Origin of the sequence: Streptomyces luteolifulvus (genome assembly GCF_008806595.1) — a bacterium.
GTDB lineage: Bacteria > Actinomycetota > Actinomycetes > Streptomycetales > Streptomycetaceae > Streptomyces > Streptomyces luteolifulvus.
Window position 1 is genome coordinate 214,596 of sequence record NZ_VZRB01000010.1, and the last position, 20,188, is coordinate 234,783.

At 70.6% G+C, this 20,188-nt stretch carries 20 protein-coding genes; 9 read left to right on the top strand and 11 right to left on the bottom strand.

The window, feature by feature from the left end:
- Positions 1-17: 17 nt before the first annotated feature.
- Positions 18-1,472: a glycine hydroxymethyltransferase gene (locus F7R91_RS17320; RefSeq protein ID WP_150949726.1), complete on the top strand. Its 1,455-nt coding sequence runs from the start codon at positions 18-20 to the stop codon at positions 1,470-1,472.
- 85 nt (positions 1,473-1,557) lie between these two features.
- On the opposite strand, the gene F7R91_RS17325 is transcribed toward F7R91_RS17320, so the two are convergent.
- From F7R91_RS17325 to F7R91_RS17335, 3 genes are all read right to left on the bottom strand, one after another.
- Entirely contained in the window at positions 1,558-2,187 is a 630-nt protein-coding gene (locus F7R91_RS17325; protein ID WP_225320681.1) for a hypothetical protein, read from the bottom strand.
- 129 nt (positions 2,188-2,316) lie between these two features.
- On the bottom strand, positions 2,317-3,255 hold the full coding sequence (locus F7R91_RS17330; protein ID WP_150949729.1) for a hypothetical protein: 939 nt from the start codon (positions 3,253-3,255) through the stop codon (positions 2,317-2,319).
- Positions 3,248-3,850 (bottom strand): RNA polymerase sigma factor, encoded by a 603-nt coding sequence (locus F7R91_RS17335; RefSeq protein ID WP_191971523.1) that lies wholly within the window; start codon positions 3,848-3,850, stop codon positions 3,248-3,250. Before F7R91_RS17335 ends, F7R91_RS17330 begins: the two co-directional genes overlap by 8 nt.
- Positions 3,851-3,939: 89 nt before the next feature.
- Here F7R91_RS17335 and trpS point away from each other — a divergent pair, with 89 nt between their 5' ends.
- On the top strand, positions 3,940-4,953 hold the full coding sequence (gene trpS, locus F7R91_RS17340; RefSeq protein ID WP_150949731.1) for a tryptophan--tRNA ligase: 1,014 nt from the start codon (positions 3,940-3,942) through the stop codon (positions 4,951-4,953).
- Between the two features lie 139 nt (positions 4,954-5,092).
- Complete coding sequence (locus F7R91_RS17345; protein WP_150949733.1) at positions 5,093-5,671, top strand: 2'-5' RNA ligase family protein; 579 nt, start codon at positions 5,093-5,095, stop codon at positions 5,669-5,671.
- 30 nt (positions 5,672-5,701) lie between these two features.
- Here F7R91_RS17345 and F7R91_RS17350 read toward each other — a convergent pair whose 3' ends face one another.
- Complete coding sequence (locus tag F7R91_RS17350) at positions 5,702-6,457, bottom strand: decaprenylphospho-beta-D-erythro-pentofuranosid-2-ulose 2-reductase (RefSeq protein ID WP_150949817.1); 756 nt, start codon at positions 6,455-6,457, stop codon at positions 5,702-5,704.
- 278 nt (positions 6,458-6,735) lie between these two features.
- Between F7R91_RS17350 and F7R91_RS17355 the strand changes: the two genes are divergently transcribed.
- The gene (locus F7R91_RS17355; RefSeq protein WP_150949734.1) at positions 6,736-7,695 is read left to right on the top strand and encodes a YihY/virulence factor BrkB family protein; all 960 of its coding nucleotides are present in this window, start codon (positions 6,736-6,738) and stop codon (positions 7,693-7,695) included.
- Here F7R91_RS17355 and F7R91_RS17360 read toward each other — a convergent pair.
- Positions 7,649-8,923 (bottom strand): D-alanyl-D-alanine carboxypeptidase family protein, encoded by a 1,275-nt coding sequence (locus F7R91_RS17360; RefSeq protein WP_230989797.1) that lies wholly within the window; start codon positions 8,921-8,923, stop codon positions 7,649-7,651. The genes F7R91_RS17355 and F7R91_RS17360 overlap by 47 nt on opposite strands.
- A gap of 91 nt (positions 8,924-9,014) precedes the next feature.
- Between F7R91_RS17360 and F7R91_RS17365 the strand changes: the two genes are divergently transcribed.
- The 4 genes from F7R91_RS17365 (at position 9,015) to F7R91_RS17380 (ending at position 13,024) form a co-directional block, all read left to right on the top strand.
- A complete protein-coding gene (locus F7R91_RS17365; RefSeq protein WP_150949738.1) occupies positions 9,015-9,257 on the top strand; it encodes an SCO4848 family membrane protein in 243 nt (80 codons plus the stop codon).
- A gap of 46 nt (positions 9,258-9,303) precedes the next feature.
- On the top strand, positions 9,304-10,758 hold the full coding sequence (locus F7R91_RS17370) for a metallophosphoesterase (protein WP_150949740.1): 1,455 nt from the start codon (positions 9,304-9,306) through the stop codon (positions 10,756-10,758).
- 216 nt (positions 10,759-10,974) lie between these two features.
- Positions 10,975-12,528, top strand: a complete 1,554-nt coding sequence (locus tag F7R91_RS17375; protein WP_150949742.1) for an ABC transporter substrate-binding protein — start codon at positions 10,975-10,977, stop codon at positions 12,526-12,528.
- Between the two features lie 94 nt (positions 12,529-12,622).
- The gene (locus F7R91_RS17380; protein ID WP_150949744.1) at positions 12,623-13,024 is read left to right on the top strand and encodes an ATP-binding protein; all 402 of its coding nucleotides are present in this window, start codon (positions 12,623-12,625) and stop codon (positions 13,022-13,024) included.
- 14 nt (positions 13,025-13,038) lie between these two features.
- Here the strand turns inward: F7R91_RS17380 and F7R91_RS17385 are convergent, their stop codons facing one another.
- Together F7R91_RS17385 and F7R91_RS17390 are read right to left on the bottom strand one after the other, a co-directional pair.
- Positions 13,039-14,514, bottom strand: a complete 1,476-nt coding sequence (locus tag F7R91_RS17385; protein WP_150949746.1) for a HAMP domain-containing sensor histidine kinase — start codon at positions 14,512-14,514, stop codon at positions 13,039-13,041.
- Positions 14,511-15,200: a response regulator transcription factor gene (locus F7R91_RS17390; protein ID WP_150949748.1), complete on the bottom strand. Its 690-nt coding sequence runs from the start codon at positions 15,198-15,200 to the stop codon at positions 14,511-14,513. Before F7R91_RS17390 ends, F7R91_RS17385 begins: the two co-directional genes overlap by 4 nt.
- A gap of 166 nt (positions 15,201-15,366) precedes the next feature.
- Between F7R91_RS17390 and F7R91_RS17395 the strand changes: the two genes are divergently transcribed.
- Positions 15,367-17,772 (top strand): MMPL family transporter, encoded by a 2,406-nt coding sequence (locus tag F7R91_RS17395; RefSeq protein ID WP_150949819.1) that lies wholly within the window; start codon positions 15,367-15,369, stop codon positions 17,770-17,772.
- On the opposite strand, the gene F7R91_RS17400 is transcribed toward F7R91_RS17395, so the two are convergent.
- From F7R91_RS17400 to F7R91_RS17415, 4 genes are all read right to left on the bottom strand, one after another.
- Entirely contained in the window at positions 17,765-18,373 is a 609-nt protein-coding gene (locus F7R91_RS17400; protein WP_150949751.1) for a Uma2 family endonuclease, read from the bottom strand. The genes F7R91_RS17395 and F7R91_RS17400 overlap by 8 nt on opposite strands.
- Positions 18,374-18,463: 90 nt before the next feature.
- On the bottom strand, positions 18,464-19,207 hold the full coding sequence (locus F7R91_RS17405; RefSeq protein WP_150949753.1) for a TetR/AcrR family transcriptional regulator: 744 nt from the start codon (positions 19,205-19,207) through the stop codon (positions 18,464-18,466).
- A gap of 9 nt (positions 19,208-19,216) precedes the next feature.
- Positions 19,217-19,720 (bottom strand): thiol-disulfide oxidoreductase DCC family protein, encoded by a 504-nt coding sequence (locus F7R91_RS17410; protein ID WP_225320682.1) that lies wholly within the window; start codon positions 19,718-19,720, stop codon positions 19,217-19,219.
- Complete coding sequence (locus F7R91_RS17415; protein ID WP_150949755.1) at positions 19,717-20,112, bottom strand: hypothetical protein; 396 nt, start codon at positions 20,110-20,112, stop codon at positions 19,717-19,719. The genes F7R91_RS17410 and F7R91_RS17415 overlap by 4 nt, the downstream gene beginning before the upstream one ends.
- Between the last annotated feature and the right edge of the window lie 76 nt (positions 20,113-20,188).

The window sequence follows — 20,188 nt, forward strand, 5'->3', positions numbered from 1 at the left end:
ACGTCCGGAGGTCCCTCATGCCTGACAACGCTGCGCCCCTCTCCCACGAGTCCACCGCCTTTCGTGCCGCCCTCGATGTGATCCGCGCCGTCGAGCCGCGCGTGGCCGACGCCATCGGCCAGGAGGTCGCCGACCAGCGCGAGATGCTCAAGCTGATCGCCTCCGAGAACTACGCCTCCCCGGCCACCCTCCTGGCGATGGGCAACTGGTTCAGCGACAAGTACGCCGAGGGCACCATCGGCCGCCGCTTCTACGCCGGCTGCCGCAATGTCGACACCGTCGAGTCCCTCGCCGCCGAGCATGCCAAGGAGCTCTTCGGCGCCCGCCACGCCTACGTCCAGCCGCACTCCGGCATCGACGCCAACCTCGTCGCCTTCTGGTCCGTCCTCGCCCAGCGAGTGGAGACCCCCGCCCTGGAGAAGGCCGGCGTCCGCCAGGTCAACGACCTCTCCGACGCCGACTGGGCCGAGCTCCGTCAGGCCTTCGGCAACCAGCGCATGCTCGGCATGTCCCTGGACGCCGGCGGCCACCTCACCCACGGCTTCCGCCCGAACATCTCCGGCAAGATGTTCGACCAGCGCTCCTACGGCACCGACCCCGCCACCGGCCTTCTCGACTACGAGGCCCTGCGCGCCAGCGCCCGCGAGTTCAAGCCGCTCATCATCGTCGCCGGCTACTCCGCCTACCCCCGTCTCGTGAACTTCCGCATCATGCGCGAGATCGCCGACGAGGTCGGTGCCACGCTCATGGTCGACATGGCCCACTTCGCGGGTCTCGTCGCCGGCAAGGTCCTCACCGGCGACTTCGACCCCGTCCCGCACGCCCAGATCGTCACCACCACCACCCACAAGTCGCTGCGCGGCCCCCGCGGCGGCATGGTCCTGTGCGACGACTCCCTCAAGGACCAGGTGGACCGCGGCTGCCCGATGGTCCTCGGCGGCCCGCTCCCGCACGTCATGGCCGCCAAGGCGGTCGCCTTCGCGGAGGCCCGCCAGGACTCCTTCCGCGACTACGCCCAGCGCATCGTCGACAACTCCCGCGCCCTCGCCGAAGGCCTGATGCGCCGTGGCGCCACGCTTGTCACCGGCGGCACCGACAACCACCTCAACCTGATCGACGTCGCCTCCTCCTACAGCCTCACCGGCCGCCAGGCCGAGGCCGCTCTCCTCGAATCCGGCATCGTCACCAACCGCAACGCCATCCCCGCCGACCCCAACGGCGCCTGGTACACCTCCGGCATCCGCATCGGCACCCCGGCGCTGACCACGCGCGGCCTCGGCACCGCCGAGATGGACGAGGTCGCGGGCCTCATCGACCGCGTCCTGACCACCACGGAGGCCGGCACCACCAGCAAGGGCGCCCCCTCCAAGGCCCAGCACATCCTCGACCCGAAGATCGCGGACGAGATCTCCCGCCGCGCCACCGACCTCGTGTCCGGCTTCCCGCTGTACCCGGAGATCGACCTCGGCTGACACATCCCTCGCTCGTTCGCGGGCGATGCTCTGACCAGTGGCTCGCGGCGGTCCGGTTTTCCGTGCCGGCCGCCGCGAGGCGGTCTCACACGTCACGCAGCTCCTGCCGAGGGCCGGGCTCTCGCATCCGCCCCCATCCGTCTCCCACCGGGACCCGTAGCGCGAGCGGCCGCAGGACCAGCGCCAGCACGGCTCCGGCCGCCGCGCCCGGCAGCGCCCACCACCAGTCGGTCCCGTGGCCCGCGGTTTCCGCCGAATCCGGCTGCCGGGGAGCCGGGACGATCCCCGTATCACCGTCGCCCGAGACCTTGCCCGTCACGCCCAAGGATTTGAACAGGGCTCGCAGCTGGGCGGGGTGCATGGCACGGTGCCAGTAGCCGTTCATGTTCTCGGGTGCCTCTGCCGCCGTGTGGATCCACACGGCCTGAGGCCTGGACTCGACGACATAGACCTGGTCCATCCGCCACGGCGATATGTCGTGCGCCATCCATGTGACATTGATCTGACGCGCAGGGGCCAGATCGGCCTCCGGAGGCTTCCCCGGCGTGCCCCCGCCCGCTTCGCCCAGCAGGTTCCACAGCTCGCCGTAACGCCGGTCGGAGACATACAGCGCGGAGGCCTTCCCGCTCGACGGCGAGGTCACCAGCACACTGGTGGGCCCGCCCGCCGAAGCCGACGACGCGCCCCACAGCATCAGCACGAGCGTCCCCGCCAACGCCCCTGTCAGTACCGCCAGTTCACGAACCCTGTCCCTCCACCTGTGCATCCCATCCCCCAGCCGGTCGGTTTCCGTGTCACTTCTGGTACACCGCCCGGCCCGCCGAGGTTCCCACCCCGGCACGCACTATTTCGGAGCCTTGGCGTCCAGGGACTTGGCGATCTCCACCGCACGCCCGCGCGAGGCCACGCCCTCCAGCCGGAGCGTCAGGTCCGCGCCGCCGGCGGCCGCGTGGGTCCACAGCAGCGTCGGCCCGGCCGTCCGCTCCCTACGGGTGAAGTGGTCGCCGTCGGCATCCACCAGCCAGAAACTCAGCACATGCGGCCGAGGGAACCACAGAGCCACGTCCCGCCCCCCACCGCCCGAGGCGTCGGCACTCAGCGAGATCCACTCCCATGGGTCGGGCACGGACTTGGCGAAGCCGATGTCCAGGCGGGCCGGATACTCGTCCAGCCGGATCGTGCGCCCCTGCTCGCGCCAGCACAGGCTCACCAGGAAGCGGCCCTGCGGTTCGACGGCCACCGTCACCGCGTCCGGGGCCCCGAGCGCCCCCGGCACCAGCGGCTCGAACCCGGCCCTCCGCGCGGCCTCGGCACGTGGGACCGCGTGCCCGCAGCCGGGCACCTCGGCCCCCGGCGACGGCACCGCCGACGGGTCGTGGCGCACCTCGACCCCGCCGAAGCCGAACCAGTCCACGACCGCCGCCCGCACCGGCGGGGTGAGCGCGAGGACCGTGAGCAGACCGCACAGCGCCGCCGTCAGGGAACGCCACCGCGCCCGCGACCAGCGCCGCAGCGCCCGCAGCCGCTCACCGGCCCCCGGTGGCTCGGCCACCGGGGGCGGCAACTGCTCGGCGAGTATCCGCTCCAGCACCCGCTCCACCATCGACTCGGGCCCGGCCGCCCCCGGCACATCCAGGCAACGCCCGAGCGCCCGCAGCTCCTCCGGCAGCCGGGAGGCACCCTCGCGAGTTCGCCCGCCGCCACGGCCGCCCGGCACTGTGCGGTCGGCGCCCTCCCCGGCACCCGCGCCCTCACCGCCGTACTCCTCCCGCCCGTCACTCACGCTCGTCACCCCCTTCCCGAGGCTGAAAATCCGGCAGCAGCCGGCCCAGCCTGCGCAGCGCGCGGTTGAGCCGGGACTTCACCGTGCCCCGGGGCCAGCCCAGCGCCTGGGCCGTCTCCGGCTCGTCCATCTCCAGCAGATAGCGGTAGGTGACGACCAGACGGTGCTCCTCGCTCAGCTTCTCCAGGGCCGCCAGCAGTGCCGCGCGGCGCTCGGTCTCGAGTGTCGCGACCGCCGGATCGGCCGACTCCGGTATCAGCGGCTCCGCCTCCACGAACGCCGCCTCGCGGCCCGCGAGCGTGCGCTGCCGCGCCGCCGTGCGCACTGTGTTTCTCGTCTCATTGGCGACGATCGCGAGCAGCCACGGCTTGAACGCCGCGCCGTCCCGGAATCGCCCCAGCGAGCAGTAGGCCTTGACGAAGGCCTGCTGCACCACGTCCTCCGCGTCCGCACCCGCGCCAAGTGCCGCGGCCGCCCGCAGCGCGATGCCGGTGTGGGCCCGCACCAGCTCGGCATACGCCTCCGGCTCTCCGGCGCGTACGCGTGCGATCACCACGGCCTCATCGACGATGCGGCCCCCCTCCCGCGTCCTCACACTCTTGTTACACCGCCGGAGACGAATCGGTTCCCACCTGTTTCGGGCCCGTTCCGGACCGCCCCCCGAGACCTGAGAGAATGGTGAGCATGGCCTCTGACCGACCTCGCGTGCTCTCCGGAATCCAGCCCACCGCGGGCTCGTTCCACCTCGGCAACTACCTCGGCGCCGTCCGCCAGTGGGTGGCGCTGCAGGAGACCCACGACGCGTTCTACATGGTCGTCGACCTGCACGCGATCACGGTCCCGCAGGACCCGGCGGAGCTGCGCGCGAACACGCGTCTGGCAGCCGCCCAGCTCCTCGCGGCCGGCCTCGACCCGGAGCGCTGCACGCTCTTCGTCCAGAGCCATGTCCCCGAGCACGCCCAGCTCGCCTGGATCATGAACTGCCTGACCGGCTTCGGCGAGGCGTCCCGTATGACCCAGTTCAAGGACAAGTCCGCCAAGCAGGGCGCCGACCGCGCCTCTGTCGGCCTGTTCACGTATCCGATCCTCCAGGTCGCGGACATCCTGCTCTACCAGGCCAACGAGGTCCCGGTGGGCGAGGACCAGCGTCAGCACATCGAGCTCACCCGTGACCTCGCCGAGCGCTTCAACGGCCGCTTCGGACAGACCTTCACGAGCCCCAAGCCGTACATCCTCAAGGAGACGGCGAAGATCTACGACCTCCAGGACCCGTCGATCAAGATGAGCAAGTCGGCGTCCACGCCGAAGGGCCTCATCAACCTCCTCGACGATCCGAAGGCCACCGCGAAGAAGGTCAAGAGCGCGGTCACCGACACGGACACCGTCATCCGGTTCGACCCGGAGGCCAAGCCGGGCGTCAGCAATCTGCTCACCATCTACTCCACCCTCACCGGCAAGCCGATCGCCGAGCTGGAGACGGACTACGAGGGCAAGATGTACGGCGCGCTCAAGACGGATCTCGCCGAGGTCATGGTCGAGTTCGTGACGCCGTTCCGGGAGCGGACCCAGCAGTATCTGGACGACCCCGAGACGCTGGACTCGATCCTCGCCAAGGGAGCGGAGAAGGCGCGCGCCGTCGCCGCGGAAACGCTGGCGCACGCCTACGACCGAGTCGGCTTCCTGCCCGCGAAGCACTGAGCCGCACACGCGCCCGCACGTACTGATGGACAGAGCGCTGCACATCACTCCGGTTGCGCCTGCCCGCAACCCCGGGCGTGGCCGTACAGTCGATAGCCGGACGGCTGAGAACAAATCCGTCACGACGACAGGAGACGACGTGGGGACCGTAACGATCGGCGTGTCGATCGCGGTCCCGGAGCCTCACGGCAGCCTGCTCCAACAGCTGCGCGCGGGCTTCGGTGACGCCGCGGCTCACGGCATCCCCACGCACATCACCCTGCTGCCGCCGACAGAGATCGAGGCCGGCGAGCTGGCGGCCGTCGAGGCGTATCTCACCGAGGTCGCCGCGGCCGGCCGGCCCTTCCCCATGCGACTGTCCGGCACCGGAACATTCCGGCCGCTGTCGCCGGTCGTCTACGTGCGGGTCCTCGAGGGCGCTGAAGGCTGCACCTGGCTGCAGAAGCAGGTCCGCGACGCCTCCGGCCCCGTGGCACGCGAACTGCAGTTCCCGTACCACCCCCATGTCACCGTGGCGCACGGCATCGACGACGAGGCGATGGACCGCGCGTTCACGGAGCTCGCCGACTACGAGGCCCAGTGGTCGTGCACCGGTTTCGCCCTCTACGAACAGGGCCCCGACGGCATCTGGCGCAAGCTGCGCGAGTACGCGTTCGGCAGCTCGGTGGTCCCACCTCAGGCGGGCCACGTCGACCGGGGCTCGATTCCCCTGCGATGAGTGACGGGTCCCCGGGGCCGGCCTGACACCCTAGATCGGCAGGCGCCTGAACACCGCTCGCGGAACGTGCCGCAGCGCCGACATCAGCACCCGGAGCAGGCCCGGTACCCACACTGTTTCCGAGCCTCGGCGCAGGCCCAGTTCGATGGCCGTGGCGACGGCCTCGGGGGTGGTGGACAGGGGGGTCGCCTCCCGGCCCGCGGTCATTCTCGAGTGGACGAAGCCGGGGCGTACGACCATGACGTGTGCGCCCGTGCCGTACAGCGCGTCACCGAGGCCCTGGGCGAAGACGTCCAGGCCGGCCTTGCTGGAGCCGTAGATGAAGTCGGAGCGGCGGGCCCGTTCGCCGGCGACCGAGGAGAGGACGACCAGCGTGCCGTGGCCCTGGGTCTGCAGGGCCCGCGCGCTGACCAGGCCCGCGGACACCGCGCCGATGTAGTTGGTCCGGGCGACGCGCACCGCGTTCACCGGCTCGCGTTCGTCGTGCGCCTGGTCGCCGAGGATGCCGAAGGCGAGCAGCACCATGTCGATCTCGCCTTCCGCGAAGACCTTGTCGAGCACGGTCTCGTGCGACTCGGGGTCGAGCGCGTCGAAGGCGACGGTGTGCACGTCGGCGCCCAGCGCGCGCAGATGTGCAGCGGCCGACTCCATGGCGGTCGAGGGGCGCCCCGCCAGCCATACCGTGCGGGTGCGGCGGGCGATGAGGCGTCGCGCGGTGGCCAGCGCGATCTCGGACGTACCGCCGAGGACGAGCAGGGACTGGGGGAGGCCGAAGGCGTCCTTCACGACAGCTCCTAGCGGTGAGCGGTGGGTGCCGGCGGGTCCGGGTGCAGACATCTCGACGACCGTATCGTTCCGTATTGCCCCTATATCAGCGATTAGTTGTGAAACTTCCGCTCGCTACCCGAAATGGGCGATTAATGGGATGTCGCTCAATATGACTGGACCTCGACCACGAGAACCCCGAGGTACGGGCGCTTTCGGGGCACTCGTACATCAGAAGCACTCGAACATCGGGGGCACCCGAACAGGGTGTTCCGTCACGACGAGGGCAGAGTCGGATCATGGACTGGCTGAAAAAGCTCCCCGTCATCGGGCCGCTGGTGACGCGCCTGGCCGCCACGCACGCGTGGCTGTCGTACGCCCGGCTGGACCGGGTGAAGTGGACCCGGCTGGCCGCCGCGATGACGTTCATCAGCTTCATCGCGCTCTTCCCGCTGCTCACCCTGGCGGCCGCGATCGCCGCCGCCACACTCAGCACCCGGCAGCAGAACCAGCTGGAGGACAAAATCGCCGAACAGGTGCCCGGCATCTCCGAGCAGCTGAACATCGACGGTCTGGTCCAGAACGCGGGCACCGTCGGCCTCATCGCGGGCGCCGCCCTGCTGTTCACCGGCATCAGCTGGGCCGGCTCGATGCGCGAGTGTCTGAGGGCCGTGTGGGAGCTGCCCGACGACGAGGAGAACCCCGTCCTGCGCAAGGCGAAGGACCTGGGCATCCTCGTCGGACTCGGCGGTGCCGTGCTCCTCACCATCGTGATTTCCACCGTCGCCTCCGCCATGGTCGGCTGGATCACCCGGCAGCTCGGGATCGACGAGGGCGGCTGGGGCGGCATCCTGCTGCGGATCGCCGCGTTCTCCGTCGCCGTACTCGCCGACTTCCTGCTGCTCCTGTACGTCCTCACGCTGCTGCCCGGCGTCGAACCGAAGCGCCGCCGGCTGATGGTGGCCGCCCTGACCGGCGCGGTCGGCTTCGAACTGCTGAAGCTGTTGCTGAGCGGCTATATGCAGGGCGTGGCCACGAGGAGCATGTACGGCGCGTTCGGCGTCCCCGTGGCCCTGCTGCTGTGGATCAACTTCACCGCGAAGCTGGTGCTGTTCTGCGCCGCCTGGACGGCGACGCAGAGCGAGGAGAGCGAGGAGGTCGAGGAGCGCGAGGAGAGCCAGGAGAGCGAGGACGGAGGGCAGGGCAGGGGCGTCAGCGGCGACGACGTACCAGATCAGGCAGCGGCCAGCGGCGGTTGACCAGGAACGCGCCGGCCGCGAGCAGCACCAGCAGCCCGCCGGTGATCGCGAGCGCGATGCCCATGCCGCCGGAGCCGCCCTCGGCCGAGGCGCTCGCCACCGGCTTCTCGGAGTTCCCGGCCCCGCCGCCCGCCTCCCCGGAGGGCTTCGCTCCGGGCTGTGCGCTCGACTGCGCGGCGCTCTTCGGCGGCACGAGCTGACCCACCGGCTGGACCTTCCCGGCCGCCTTGAAGCCCCAGTCGAAGAGCTTGGCGGTCTCCTTGTAGACCTCGTTGTGCTCGCCCTGCTCCGGGTTCATGACCGTGACCAGCAGCACCTTGCCGCTCCGTTCGGCGACCCCGGTGAAGGTGGCGCCCGCGTTGGTGGTGTTGCCGTTCTTGACGCCCGCGATGCCCTGGTACACGGAGATGTCGGAGTCGCCGGTCAGCAGCCGGTTGGTGTTCTGGATCTCGAAGGACCCGCGGACCGACTTGCCCTTCTTTTTCCTCGTCTCGCCCGGGAACTTCGCGCTGACCGTCGAGCAGTACTCGCGGAAGTCCTTCTTCTGCAGTCCGGAGCGGGCGAAGAGCGTCAGGTCGTACGCGGAGGAGACCTGCCCCGGCGCGTCGTAGCCGTCGGGGCTGATCACGTGCGTGTCGAGGGCCTGGAGCTCCTCGGCGTGCTCGTTCATCTCCTTGACGGTGCTGCCGACGCCGCCGTTCATCGCGGACAGGACGTGTACCGCGTCGTTGCCGGAGCGCAGGAAGACCCCGAGCCACAGGTCGTGGACCGTGTAGGACTCCTTCTCCTTTATCCCGACCATGCTGGAGCCGGCCCCGATGCCGGCCAGATCGGCGGGGGTGACCTTGTGCTTCTCGGTCTTCTGGAACTTCGGCAGGACGGTGTCCGCGAACAGCATCTTCAGCGTGCTCGCCGGTGGCAGCCGCCAGTGCGCGTTGTGTGCGGCGAGCACCTCACCGGACTCTGCGTCGGAGACGATCCACGACCGCGCGGTCAGGCCCTTCGGCAGTACGGGGACCCCGCTCGCGAGGTTGACCTGCGTTCCGGGCTGTCCGAGGCGGGCGCCGCCCACGGCCGACATCTTCGCCGGGGGAGTGGCCGACGGGCTCGTGGTCGGGCTCGGAGCCGCGAACGCGGGCCCGGCGGTCAGAACGAGCGACGACATGGACGACAGGACAGCGGAAGCGACCAGCCGAGATCGCCTGGCGGTCTTTTTGGGTGCGGGCACGATCGAGAACGTACATGGCGTCGGATGTGAAGTCGTCACTCCCCTCCCACCCCGGCCATGGAACCGGACACCCGGCGGAGATACTGGGGGTATGAAGCTCAGCCGCCCCGTCTCCTGGTTCCTGCTCGCCTTCGGGGTGTGGAGCTGGGTCATCTGGATCACTTTCGTCAAGAACCTCGTCAAGGACGGCAGCGGGCTCGCCTTCGACGACGCCGGCGACCCGACCGCGTACTTCTGGGTGCACCTGCTGCTGGCCGTCGTCTCCTTCGTATTGGGGACGGTCATCGGGGCCATCGGGTTGCGCGCACTGCGCGCACTGCGCCGGATGTCATAGCCGGCAGCCGCCACCATCGACGCAACCGACAGGGAGACACCGCTCAGTGGTCCTCGTCTTCGTACTGCTCGCGCTGGGTGTTCTGGTCGCGGGCAACTGGTACCTGTGGCGCCGCCTGTTCCGCGACACGACCCGCGGCCCGGGCTGGGTCCGCCGTGCGGGCGCGGCGGTCGTCGCGGGCGGCTGGGCGCTGGCCTTCGGAGCCCTTGTGGCGGAACGCATGGGCGCGCCGTTCTGGCTCCAGCAGGTGCTGGCCTGGCCGGGGTTCCTGTGGCTGGCGCTGTCGATCTACCTGCTGCTGGGGGTGGTGGCCGGAGAGGTCGTACGACCGCTGCTGCGACGCTTCCTGGAGCGGCGGGCCGCGCGGCGGGCGCCGGCCGTTGCCGCCGTACCGAATGCGGAGCCGGCCGCGGCCGACGCACCGCATCGGGAGCCGGCCGTCGTCGCCGTGCCCCATGCGGAGCGGGCCGTGGCGGCTGTACCGAATCCGGACTCAGCCCTGGCCACCTGCCCGAATCCGGAGTCGGCCGCCGCCGTCCCCGACCCGGAGCCGGACATCACCGCCGTACCCACCCGGGAGCCGGCCGCAGCCGCCGCACCGCACGCGGAGCCCGGCCCGCCGGGGGCACCGCCCGAGGAGCCGCGGGAGACCGAGCCGTCCCGCCTCGTCGCCGCCCCCTCCCGCCGCCTCTTCGTCTCCCGCGTCGTCGCGGGTGCCGCGGCCGCCGGGGCCGTCGCAGCGGTCGGCTACGGCACGTACGGCGTGCTGCGCGGACCGCGGGTGAAGCGGGTCACCGTCCCGCTGGCCAAGCTCCCGCGCGCGGCGCACGGCTACCGGATCGCCGTGGTCAGCGACATCCATCTGGGCCCGGTCCTCGGCCGCGGCTTCGCGCAGAAGGTCGTCGACACGATCAACGCGACCCAGCCCGACCTCATCGCGGTCGTCGGCGACCTGGTCGACGGCAGTGTGAAGGACCTGGGTCCGGCGGCGGCGCCCCTGGCGCAGCTGAGGGCGCGTCACGGAAGCTTCTTCGTCACCGGCAACCACGAGTACTTCTCCGGCGCCGAGCAGTGGATCGAGGAGGTACGGCGGCTGGGCCTGCGCCCGCTGGAGAACGCCCGTACCGAACTGGCCCACTTCGACCTCGCCGGCGTCAACGACGTGGCGGGCGAGAGCGAGGGCCGGGGCCCCGACTTCGCCCGGGCCCTCGGGGACCGGGACACGGCACGCGCGTGCGTGCTCCTCGCCCACCAGCCGGTGCAGATCGACGAGGCGGTCGACCACGGCGTCGACCTCCAGCTCTCCGGCCACACCCACGGCGGGCAGCTGTGGCCGGGCAACTTCGTCGCGGCGGCCGCGAACCCGACCCTGGCCGGCCTGGAGCGCCACGGCGACACCCAGCTGTACGTCACGCGAGGAGCGGGCGCCTGGGGACCGCCCACGCGCGTGGGGGCGCCCTCCGACATCACGGTGATCCGACTGGCGTCGAAGCAGGCGTGAGCGCCGGGCATGGCGGCGCTTTCTCCCGCCATGATCTCGCGCTGACAACTCCATTGAGAACACTGTGAAACACGATGGAAAACCCTTGCGGTAAGAAGTCTGTCAACTCCCCAAACTCCCTTTCCCCACGTCAAACAGCTGTGTTTGGCTGAGTCCCGCCGCTTAGGGGAGTGGCATGGGCACTGGGGCCTCTAGGGGCTTGGGGAGGGCCGGCCGATGCGATCGGTTCGCATACGGATTCTCGCGACGCTTGCCGTGCTGGCGATCGCGGGAGTCGGTGCCTGGCAGCTGCTGCCGGCAGAGGGCACTTCGGGCAGGATCAGGGTCGGTACGACGGACTCCGTCACGTCGCTCGACCCGGCCGGCGCGTACGACGCCGGATCATGGGCACTGTTCAGCAATGTCTTCCAGTCACTGCTGACCTTCGAGCCGGGCGGCGCCGAACCCGTGCCCGACGCGGCCGAAAGGTGTGCCTTCGCGGGCAGTGACCTGCGCACCTACAGCTGCACCTTACGCGCGGGACTCACCTTCCCCGGCGGCCGCGCGGTGACCGCAGAGGACGTGAAGTACTCCTTCGACCGGGTCAAGAGGATCAACTCCGATGTCGGCCCCGCCCCGCTGCTGGACACCCTCCGGTCGGTCGGCGCCGAGGGCCGGAAGGTCACCTTCCATCTGTCCTCGTCGGACGCCACCTTCCCGTTCAAGGTGGCCACCGGCGCCGGCTCCATCGTCGACCGCACCAAGTACCCCGCGGACGGCCTGCGCAACGGCACCGGAGCGGACGGCACCGGACCGTATGTGCTGACGTCGTACACGAAGGACGACAACGCGGTCCTCGCGCCCAACACGCGCTACCGGGGCGCCGTCAAGAACACCGGCCGGCCCGTCGAACTGCGCTACTACGCGGACGCGGACAGGCTGAACGCCGCCTGGAAGGACCGGCAGGTCGACGTCGCCACCCGCACCCTGCCGCCCGAGGTCCTCGCCGGGCTGAACACGAGCGACCCGGGCCAGCGCGTCTCCGAGTCGGACAGCGCCGAGACCCGCAACCTCTACCTCAACACCCGAGCGAACTCCCCGCTGCACGACACCAGGGTCCGCCGGGCCATGGCCTGGCTCATCAACCGCGAGCAGCTGGCCGCCAAGGTGTACGACGGAACCGTCGACCCGCTCTACTCGCTGATCCCGACCGGCATCACCGGGCACACGACCTCGTTCTTCGACACCTACCCGACGCAGGACGCCGGGAAGGCGAAGCGGCTGCTCACCGAGGCCGGCGTCACACTGCCGGTCCGCTTCACCTACGGCTACGCCACCGGCCGCGGCGCCGCCGCCGAGGAGGCCGCGGAGCTGAAGCGGGAACTGGAGACGGCCGGACTGTTCAAGGTGACGGTCAAGGGCTACGCGTGGTCCGACTTCCAGAAGCAGTGGGCGACCGGAAAGCTGGACGCGTACGGCGTCGGCTGGGTGGCCGACTATCCCGACCCGGACACCTTCGGCTCCCCGCTGGTCGGCAGCGGCGGCACCATGAACACCGGCTACAGCAGGAAGGCCGTCGACCATCTGATCCGGACGAGCCGGCAGTACGCCGACCGCGGCGAGGCCACCGAGGACTTCCGCGAACTCCAGTCGACCATCGCCCAGGACGTGCCGGTCATCCCGCTGTGGCAGGCGAAGGAGTACGTCGTCGCCGGCGAGGACGTCGGCGGCGGCCAGTATCTGTCGGACGGCACCGGAGTCTTCAGGCTCTGGCGCCTCACCAGGATCTGACCCGGCCCGCGGTGTGATATTCGCCCGAGTGGCACCGGGCGGCCGCTCTGCGCTTCACCATGTGACGGAGGTGTGCGTGGGGTGAGGAGCACATGTGGTGAGACGCAACTCCTTCCGGCTGCCCCGGCATCCGGCGTCCGTCGGTCTCGCCCGGTGCCGGGTGCGGGACCATCTCGCCGACTGGGGGCACGGCCCGGATGATCCGGCGCTCCACGACGCGGTGCTGCTCGTGTCCGAGCTGGCGACCAATGTCGTGCGCCACGGGCCGCTTCTGGAGCGGGAGTTCGAGGTGGCCGTGACCGCGCTGGCCGACGGCTCCTGCCTGATCGAGGTGTCTGACGAGGGCCGGCTGGAGCCCCGGCTGCGCCCGGTCGGCGCGTGGGCGGAGTCCGGCCGGGGCCTGCACCTCGTGGAGAACGTCGCCGCGGCCTGGGGCGTCTGGAGCCGGGGCCGGCACGGACAGACCGTGTGGGCCCTGGTGCCGGCCGACTCCTGAGCCGTACAGCCGGCTCACGAAGCGGATCCGGCCGGCAGCGTGACCGTCACCGCCAGCCCTTCGCCGGGTGCCGTGCGCACCGCCACCTCGCCGCCGTGCGCCTGAACAACCCCCTGCACGATCGCCATGCCCAGGCCGCTGCCCGCGCCCCCGCCGGCCCGGAAGAACCGGTCGAAGATGCGGGCCGCGTCCTCCGGGCAGAGCCCCGGCCCCTCGTCCGCGACACACAGCCGTACGACCCCGTCCTCGCGCTCCACGCCCAGCCGCACCGGCACCTCGGCGGGCGTGTGGGTGCGGACGTTGCCCAGCAGATTGCCGAGCACCTGCCGCAGTCCCGACTCGTCGGCGCGCACCAGCAGGGAGCCGTCGGCGCCGAGGGCGACGGGCCGCTCGGGCTGCTGCACCCGCAGATCCTCGGCCGCCTCCCGCACCAGCCGGCTCACGTCGACGTTCCGGAACCGCAGTTCGGGCTGCTGATCGAGCCGGGCCAGGGTGAGCAGCTCGTCGACCAGCCGCCCCATGCGGTCCGTCTCCGCCAGCACCCGCTCCCAGGCGCGTTTGCGCTCGGCCGGGTCGCTCAGCATCCCCTTGTCGTACAGCTGGAGGTAGCCGCGTATCGCGGACAGCGGGGTGCGCAGTTCGTGCGAGGCGTCGGCGACGAAGCGGCGCAGCTGGGCCGCGCTGTGCTCGCGCGTGCGGTACGCCGACTCCACCTGGTGGAGCATGGAGTTGAGGGCGAGCCGCAGCTGCTCGACCTCCTGCGTCGGATGGTGGCTGGAGGGCACCCGGCGCGTCAGATCCCCCTCGGCGATCGCCGACGAGGTCTCCACCATGTCCTCCAGGGGCCGCATCCGGCGCCGGACGCTGAACATCGTCAGACAGGCCAGCAGCGCGAGCAGCAGCGTGCCGATGGTGAGGTCGAGCTTCACGGCCTTGCCGACGCCCTTGTGCAGCGGGTCGGCAGAACTGGCCAGCAGGATGTAGGTGCCGTCGGCGAGGCGGGTCCCCGTGGCGCGGTAGGAGGCACCCTGCACCGTGATGTCGTGCGGCTCGGGGTCCGAGGCCAGTGCGCGCGGGTCGCCGGTCGCGTCCGCCAGGGACCGCTGGGCCTCGGTCGGTTCGAAGCCGAGGATGCCGACGGGCTCTCCCCGGCTGTCGAGGGCGGCGAAGATCGAGTCCGGCGCGGACTCCTGGTCCGTCTCCTGCGGGACGAGCCGCTCATGGACGAAGCCCAGCACGCTGAGGGAGTCGATCTGCCGCAGCGTGATCCGCGAACTGGTCAGCGACTCCCGCGTCTTGATCATCTCCGCGTCGATCTGGTCGAGCAGGTAGTACCGCATGCCCATCACGCTGACGCAGGTCGCGGCGACGATGCCGAGGGCCAGCAGCGCGACGTTCGCCAGGGTCAGCTTGCCGCGCAGCGAGTGGACACCGCGGGTGCCGCGCGGCCGTCGGAGCGCCGGGACCCGGTGGCCCTTGGGGAACCTCATGCCAGCCCGTATCCCACACCGCGCCGGGTGGTGATCACCGGTGGGCCGAGTGTGTCGAGCTTGCGCCGCAGATAGCTGATGTACGTCTCGACGACGGTCGACTCGGGCGGTGTGTGCTCGTACTGCCAGACATGGCGCAGGAGTTGCTCCTTGGGAATGATCCGGCCGCCGTTGCGCACGAGGAACCGCAGCAGGGCGTACTCGGTGGGGGTGAGCTCGACTGTGCGGCCCGCGCGGTGCACCGAGTACGTCGTCTCGTCCAGCTCCAGATCGCCGTAGCGCAGCGGCGGGCGCTGCGGGAGGACGTCCGCGGGGCGCGTGCGGCGCAGGACCGCCGTGATCCGGGCGACGACCTCGTCGATGTTGAACGGCTTGGTGATGTAGTCGTCGCCGAAGCCGAGCGCGCCGACGATCTCGGCCGGCGCGTCGCGTGCGGTCAGGAACACCAGCGCCAGATCGGGCCGCTCGGCGCGCAGTTGGCGGCCCAGCGCCCGCCCGTCGCCGTCCGGGAGCATGACGTCCAGCAGCGCCGCGTCGGGCCGGGTGCGTCCCGCGAGCGCGAGTGCCTCGCGGACGGTGCCCGCGGTCATGACCTCGAAACGGTGGTAGCGCAGGGCGATGGCGAGGACGTCCGCGATGCTCGGTTCGTCCTCCACGACCAGCACGGTGCCGGGAGCCTTCGTCATGCCCCCAGTATCGGCCGGGCCACTGACAGCCGGGCGGGTCCCCCGCTTTGGAGTTCCTTGAGAGTCCCGCGCGAGCTGTGTCCACGCGCGCGCGGCGCCGCCGATGCTGTTGCCCAGGACCTGGGGGACCAACCGATCGACTGAGGAGCTGTTGAGCGTGACGGCATTGGCTCGGTGGTGCTATCGGCACCGGCTGGTGGTCCTGTTGCTGTGGGTGGGGGCACTGTTCGGCCTGGGCTTTTCGGCCTCGACGGCGGGCACGGACTACGCGAACGTCTTCTCCCTGCCGAACACGGACTCCAAGCGGGCGTACGACCTGATGGAGAAGGCGTTCCCGGACAGCGCGGGCGACACCGACACAGTGGTGTGGAAGGTGGACGAAGGGACGGTACGGGACCGGGCGGTACGGTCCCGGATCCAGCCCGCGCTCGACGAGATCGCCGGGATGAAGGGCGTCGGCGGAGTCACCAGCCCCTACGCGGGCGACCAGGGAGCGGCCCAGATCAGCCGTGACGGGCGGATCGCGTACGCCCAGATCACCTTCGCCGACCAGGCGAACGCCGTCCCCAAGGAACTCGTCCAGGACGTCGTCGACACCGCGCAGGACGCCGAACGCGACGGCCTTCAGGTCGAGTTGGGCGGACAGGCGATCCAGCGGGTGCAGGAGCCGCCCACCGGCCTCGCCGAGATGGTCGGGATCGTGGCGGCGGCCGTCGTGCTGTTCCTGGCCTTCGGTTCGCTCTTCGCGATGCTCCTGCCCATCGGAGTGGCGATCTTCGGCGTCGGTACCGGCATGTTCTCCACCCAGCTGCTCAGCCATGTCACCGACATCCCCGATCTGGCGCCGCTGCTGGCCACCCTGATCGGCCTCGGCGTCGGCATCGACTACGCCCTGTTCATCGTCACCCGGCACCGGCGCGGCATCCTGCGGGGCGTGGACCCTGAGGAGTCGGCGGTGACCGCCCTCAACACCTCCGGCCGGGCGGTGCTGTTCGCGGGGGGCACGGTGTGCATCGCGCTCGCCGGGATGCTGGTGACGAACCTGCGCTTCCTGGACGGGGTGGTCATCGGCACCTCGCTGACCGTGGTGCTGAGCGTGCTGGCCGCCGTCACCCTGCTCCCGGCGCTGCTCGGCCTCCTCGGCACCCGGGTGCTCAGCCGCCGGCAGCGGCGCAGGCTCGCCGCGAGGGGGCCGGAGCCGGAGCGGGCGAGCGGTCTCGCCGCACGCTGGTCGGCCGGCGTGCAGAAGCGTCCGCGCCGGATCGCCGCGCTCGCCGTGGTCGCCATGGCCGTACTCGCGCTGCCGGTCCTGTCGCTGCGCCTCGGCGCCACCGACCAGGGCAACGACGACGCCGCGACGACCACCAGGAAGGCGTACGACCTGCTCGCCGAGGGCTTCGGGCCCGGCTTCAACGGCCCGCTCCAGGTGGTCACGGACGGCGGGGACACCGCCACGCTGGTCAAGGGCATCCAGGACACCGCGGGCGTCGCCCGGGTCGCCCCGCTGCCGCCCGCCGAGGGCGTGACGGTCATCCAGGTCGTGCCGACCACATCACCGCAGTCCGTGGAGACGGACCGGCTCATCGACACCCTCCGGGACGAGGTGATCCCGCGGGCCGGGGCCGAGGCCCATGTCGGCGGAGTGACCGCGGTCTCCAAGGACTTCGCGTCCGTCACGGGCGACCGTCTCCCGCTGTTCATCGCGACGATCATCGGCCTCGGCTTCCTGCTCCTGCTGGTCGCCTTCCGCTCCCTGGTGGTGCCGCTGACGGCCGCGGTGATGAACCTGATCGCGGCGGCGGCCTCCTTCGGCGTCCTCGTGGCGATCTTCCAGTGGGGCTGGGGACTCGACCTGCTCGGCCTCGGCAAGGAGGGCCCGATCAACGCCTTCCTGCCGGTCATCATGCTGTCGCTGCTCTTCGGCCTCTCGATGGACTACCAGGTCTTCCTGGTCAGCCGGATGCACGAGGAGTGGGTGCACACCAAGGACAACGCGCGCGCGGTACGGGTCGGCCTGGCCGAGACCAGCCGCGTGATCAACTCCGCGGCCCTCATCATGGTCTGCGTCTTCCTGGCGTTCGTCCTCAGCGGCGACTCCGGCGCGGCGATGGCGGGAGTCGGCCTCGCGGCCGCGGTGGCCCTCGACGCGTTCGTCCTGCGGACGGCTCTGGTGCCGGCGGCGATGCATCTGCTCGGCAACTCCAACTGGTGGCTGCCGGGCTGGCTGGACAAGCGGCTGCCGCATCTGGCGGTGGAACCGAAGGAGGAGTCTGTGGAGGAGCCTGGTGTGGAGGGCGGCGCCTCGGCCGTCCACGGTTTCGTCCGCACGGCCGACGGGGAGCCGGTGGCGGGCGCGGCGGTCACTCTGCTGTCGAACGGCGGACGTCAGCTGGACCGGGTGACATCGCTGGCGGACGGTTCGTACATCGTCTCGGTGCCGGCACCGGGGAGGTATCTCGTCGCGATATCGGAGGAGTCGTACGGCTCGCGCGCGCGGCACGTGACCGTGACGGACGGGCCGCTGGTGTACGACGTGGAGCTGGTGGAGGGGGAGGTGGACGCGGTCAATTAGCGTTCGTCTGCCCGGCCTTGATGATCTGGCCGACGTCGAGGGTGACCTCGGCGCCGATGGAGCCGGGCAGGGTGGCGATCTCGCCGGGGGAGTACGGGCGGTGGTTCTCGTAGTCGTCCCCGGCGGGGTCGGTGAGCACGTGCAGGCGCTGGTACTTCCGGTCGACGATCACATAGACCGGGAGTTTCGCACTCGCGTACGCCTTCACCTTGTCTCGCAGATCGGCCTTCCAGTTGCTGGAGGTGACCTCCAGGACCAGACGGAAGCAAGCGGGCTCGTAGCAATTGTTCTCGACGTAGTGTTCCTCGTAATCGGCGTCGACCAGGGAGAGGTCGGGGATGGCGTAGTCCTCGGTGCCGGTCGGCAGCCATAGGCCAATGCCCTGGACCACCAGTGACTCGGCCCCGTGGAGTCCGGCGGACAGGAAGGGCACCATCAGCTCGGTCAGGACTACGGCATGCGGGCCGTCCGGGGGCGGGGACACGAGGAGCTTGCCTCCGATGATCTCGACTCGGTAGCCCGGATTGCGGTCCATGAGCCGGCCGGCTTCCGCGATCAGCGGACGGTCTCCATGGGGCCGCTCGACGGATGCTGCGGACATCACGTGCCTCCTGTGGGCTGGTGTCGAGAGCATCATCGTAGGCAGGGAGGACGCCAGGTGTCCCGTTCGAGCCGCTTCACCCGAAAGTGATCACTCGCCCCGCCCCTTGACCGCCGGATCCGGCAGCGCCTTCGTCATCCCCGGCAGGAAGTCCGTGAACAGCTCGTGCACCTCCCGTACGAGCGGCCGCAGCACCCGGAACCGGGACAGCGCGACGCCCCGCGCGGTGAGCCGGGCGCCTCGCTCGGCGAGCCGGTAGCTGCGTTCCCGCCCCTCCGTCCGGTCGAAGATCCAGTACAGGACGAGCCCCATCTGGGAGAGCCACATCAGCTCTGGCAGTACGTCCCGCAGTTCCTCCGGAACCTTGGTCTTCGTCGCGCCGGCCAGCACCTGCCGGTGGACGCTGATGGCCTCCATGCGCGCGTGCTCCGATTCCGGGGAGAACGGGCTGAGCGGACTGTCGGGGTCGGCTGCGGTCTTGAAGAACTGCACCGCGAACTCGTGGTACGGCGTGGCGATGTCCAGCCACGCCTTCAGCACGCCCGCGAGCCGCGCCTCCAGATCGGTCTCCCGGCCCAGGACCTCCCGGACCGCCTCCTGGTGCTCGGCGGCGATCCGGTCGTAGAAGAACTGGATCAGGTGTTCCTTGCCGGCGAAGTAGTAGTACGCGTTGCCGACGGAGACCCCGGCCTCCTTGGCGATGGCCCGCATCGTCGTCTTCTCGTAGCCCCGTTCCTGGAACAGCCGCATCGCCGTCTCCAGGATCAGCGCACGGGTGTGCTCGGACTTGCTGGGGGGACCGCCCTCGCCGGGGCCGTCGTTGTTCGCGGACACGCGAAGAGCCTAACCAGTGGGGCAGGCCCCGCCGTCACAGCCCGGCGCGCTGTAGGTCCAGCCCCGGCCGGGGTCGTACGACCATCCGTCGGCCCGGCGGTACACCTTCCCGCCCCACTGTGCCCCGCGCCACTTCGCGGCGGCCAGCGTGGCCCCCTTGGCGAGCCGGGCCCCGGACGGGGTGCTCAGCCGGTGGGCCAGCGGCCGCTGCTCGCGCAGGGCCCACAGGACGACGATCCAGGCGGCGGTACCCCGGTACACCTGCCCCGCGTCACCTACGACGGTGATGTCGTCGAGGGTCGCCCGGTGGTCGAGCCCGGGAAGACGCCGCCGGGCCTCCTGCGACCCGGCCGGCACCAGCTCCAGCGGCACCAGCTGCGGCTGCCGTACGAGCCAGTCGCGCAGGAAGGTGCACAGGGAGCACTCGGCGTCGTACAGAACGGTCAGCCGGCGGACCGGGACGGCCGCGACACGCGCGGTGCCCCGGCCTCCAGGGGGCGTCACGATGCTCACGCCCCGACCCAGTCCTGCGGTGCGACGGGCGGCACCTGCTCCCGCTCCATGGCCCCGCGCCGCCGGATCCGGTTGAGCACGTACACGTTGCCCAGGTGCATGATGCCGAGCACCAGGAGCACGACGCCGACCTTGGTCGACAGGGCCTCGAAGATCCCGCGCGTGTCGTCGATGGTCCCGTCATCGCTCAGATACAGCGCGACGAAGCCGAGGTTGACGAGATAGAACCCGACCACCAGGAGGTGGTTGACGGCGTCGGCGAGCTTCTCGTTCCCACGCAGGACGTCGGAGAGAAAGATCCGCCCGTTGCGGCTGAGCGTCCGGGCCACCCAGACGGTCAGCGCGATGCTGACCAGCAGATAGATGACGTAGGCGATGACCGTGCGGTCCATGCCCCCACCCTTCTTGAACGCGTTCAAAACGCTGACAGGGATGACTGTAGACCTGTTTTTGAACGCGTTCAATGTG